The organism is Flectobacillus sp. (genome assembly GCF_049240685.1).
In the GTDB taxonomy this organism is placed as follows: Bacteria; Bacteroidota; Bacteroidia; order Cytophagales; family Spirosomataceae; genus Flectobacillus.
The window spans coordinates 1-3,102 of sequence record NZ_JBMLSD010000284.1; the positions used below are offsets into that span (position 1 = coordinate 1).

2 protein-coding genes are annotated in these 3,102 nt (G+C 38.0%); both read left to right on the plus strand.

All coding sequences use genetic code 11. From position 1 onward, the window contains the following. On the plus strand, positions 1–1,868 hold a 1,868-nt coding region (locus ACOVQ4_RS12995; protein ID WP_421821066.1), incomplete at its 5' end, for an ABC transporter ATP-binding protein. Positions 1,869–2,140: 272 nt separating this feature from the next. Next, positions 2,141–3,013 (plus strand): glycosyltransferase family 2 protein, encoded by an 873-nt coding sequence (locus tag ACOVQ4_RS13000; protein ID WP_421821067.1) that lies wholly within the window; start codon positions 2,141–2,143, stop codon positions 3,011–3,013. Positions 3,014–3,102: the final 89 nt, after the last annotated feature.

Below are 3,102 nucleotides of genomic sequence, written 5' to 3' on the forward strand. Positions count from 1 at the left end.
ATAACTCAAAACAAACTCAAAATCATCATTCATTGAAAACATATTTAAGTATTTTACAATATACAACATCACTCAAAAAGTATATTGCGCCCTATTTCATACTATCTTTATTAGCCAGCATATTTGGAGTACTCAACTTTGCTCTACTTTCGCCTTTATTGAAGGTTTTGTTTAATCAGGTCGAAAGCGGAGAAGCAGAAAAAAGAGTGACGCAACTTCCTGATTTTAGCTTGAGTAAAGAGTTTTTCTCTGATACATTCAACTATTACTTATACAATATGTTGGATGTGTATGGTCGTATGGGCGCGCTACAGTTTGCATGTGCTATCATTGTGGTATCAGTTTTCCTTTCAAACGTATTCCGTTACCTTTCTCAAAGAATCCTTAAAACCGTTGAATCCGAAACGATTGCGAGTTTGAGACATGCCGTTTTTCAAAAAACAGTTAGTCTGCATTTAGGCTTTTTCAACAATGAGCGCAAAGGTAATTTGATGTCGCACCTGACAACCGATATTCAAGAAATCGAAAACTCTATTGCTCGTGCCTTTACCGCTTCATTAAAAGAGGTATTTGCCTTGGTGGTATATTTTGTATTCTTGTTTACACTTTCTGCCAAGTTGACCTTTTTCTCTATCCTGATATTACCCATTTCTGGTGGAGCAATCGCAGGTATTACCCGTCGTTTACGTAAAAAAGCTTTAGAGGTTCAGGAAAATTTAAGTACGATTATCAGTACGATTGATGAAGTATTGGGCGGTATGCGTGTGGTAAAAGCCTTTAACGCTGAAGGTACTATTATCAAGCAATTTGATACCCTGAATACCAAATACAAACAGTCGGTTCAGAGAATGGTTTATCGTCAAGAAATGACCTCTCCTACTTCTGAGACTTTGGGTGTAATGGTAATTGCAGGGATTTTGTTATATGGTGGCTCACTTGTAATCAACAAAGAAGGTGGCTTTACGGCTTCTGAATTTATCAGTTATTTAGCATTGTTTTCACAAGTACAAAGACCTGCAAAAGTAATCGCTGATGCCTTTAGTGGTGTTCAAAGAGGCGTTGCTTCGGCTGAGCGCATTATTGCTTTGATGGAAACGGAGTCTGCAATTCAAGACCAGCCGAATGCCATTAATTTACCAAGCTTCGAAAAAGGAATTGAATTTAAAAATGTGTCATTTAGCTATAATGGTGAAAATGATGTGTTAAAAAATATTTCATTTACTATTCCAAAAGGTCAAACCGTTGCACTAGTTGGCGAGTCGGGCGGTGGTAAATCTACCCTAGCCGATTTAGTTCCTCGTTTTTATGACCCTACAGGTGGCGAAATTCTCCTCGATGGTATCGACCTAAAAGCGATTTCGGCTGAATCGCTACATCGTCAAATGGGGATTGTGACACAAGAATCTATATTGTTTAACGATACCATTGAAAATAATATCGTATTTGGTGCCAACGCCACAGAAGCGCAAATTATCGAAGCTGCCAAAATTGCGAATGCTCATCAGTTTATTTCTCAGTCTCCAGAAGGTTATCAAACCGTTATTGGTGACCGAGGAAGTCGTTTGTCGGGTGGACAACGCCAACGCTTGAGTATTGCAAGAGCGGTATTGAAAAACCCTCCAATTTTGATTTTGGACGAAGCCACTTCCGCCCTAGATACCGAATCAGAAAAATTGGTACAAGAAGCGTTGACAAATTTGATGAAAAACCGTACAACCTTGGTCATTGCTCACCGTTTGAGTACTATCCAAAATGCGGATAAAATCATCGTTATTAGCAAAGGACAAATCGTAGAGGAAGGAACGCACGAAGAACTTGTGCAAATTCCAAATGGCTATTACGCCAAATTAAGCAGCTTGCAAAGCTAACAGGATTTTAGATTGGGGATTAGTACTGTACGAAGGATTTCAAACAATTTCGGAAAAAAACTAAAATACCTTTTTTTGTTACAAAAAAAGAAGCTTACACTTCCGAAATCCAACATCCGAAATCCGAAATAAATGATTTTTATAATCCTTCGTACAATCCTAATACCGAATGTTGGATTTCGGAAGTATCAATCCTGTTAAAAATCACTCATTCGCCAAATCACTCAATCACTCAATTGGGTTCCACTACAATATTTAAGCTATCAAAAAAAATGAAGATTGCAGGATTTACTTTTGTCCGAAATGCTATCAAATACGACTATCCCATCATCGAGGCTATTACTTCGATATTGCCAATATGTGACGAACTGGTAGTTGCCGTAGGAAATTCGGAAGATGGTACCTTAGAATTAATACAAAGTATAGATTCGCCCAAAATCAAAATTATCGAAACTGTTTGGGACGACTCTTTGCGTGAAGGCGGACGTGTATTGGCGGTCGAAACCGATAAGGCGCTGGCTGCTATTTCGCCCGATGCTGACTGGTGTTTTTATATCCAAGGCGATGAAGTGGTACATGAAAAGTACCTTCCTGTCATTAAAAAAGCCATGGAAGATAACCTTCATAAACCTGAAGTGGAAGGACTACTATTCAAATACTTGCATTTTTATGGTTCGTACAACTATGTAGCCGATGCACATCGCTGGTATCGTCGCGAAATTCGTGTGGTTCGTAATACAGGAAATGTATTGTCTTATCGTGATGCACAAGGATTTAGAACAAAAGATAACCAAAAGCTCAAAGTCAAACTCATAGATGCCTTTATCTATCATTATGGTTGGGTAAAACCTCCCGAAATCCAAAAGGAAAAGATTAAAAGCTCTAGTCGCTTTTGGCATAGCGAACAAAAAGTAGAAAAGATTTCACAAGAATTAGAGGATTTTGACTATTCCGAAATTGATTCATTAACACACTTCGACGGTTCACATCCACAAGTCATGCAGGCACGGGTGGAGCGTATGAATTGGCTTTTTGATTTTGACATCAAAGAAAAGAAACTCAATTTTAAAAACTCCGTAAAAATGTGGATTGAAAAAACGACAGGTTGGAGAATCGGAGAGTATAAAAATTATAGAGTGTTGTAAACTATAAACATCATAAAATTCTAAAGAGGGTGCAACTTAAGTTAGTGGGCAAAATAGAATTTAATTTTTGTGCCTAAGGCATTCAGGTA

Coding starts and splice junctions, on each gene's coding strand:
- ACOVQ4_RS13000 (WP_421821067.1), top strand. CDS start 2,141: ATGAAGATTGCAGGATTTACTTTTGTCCGAAATGCTATCAAATACGAC.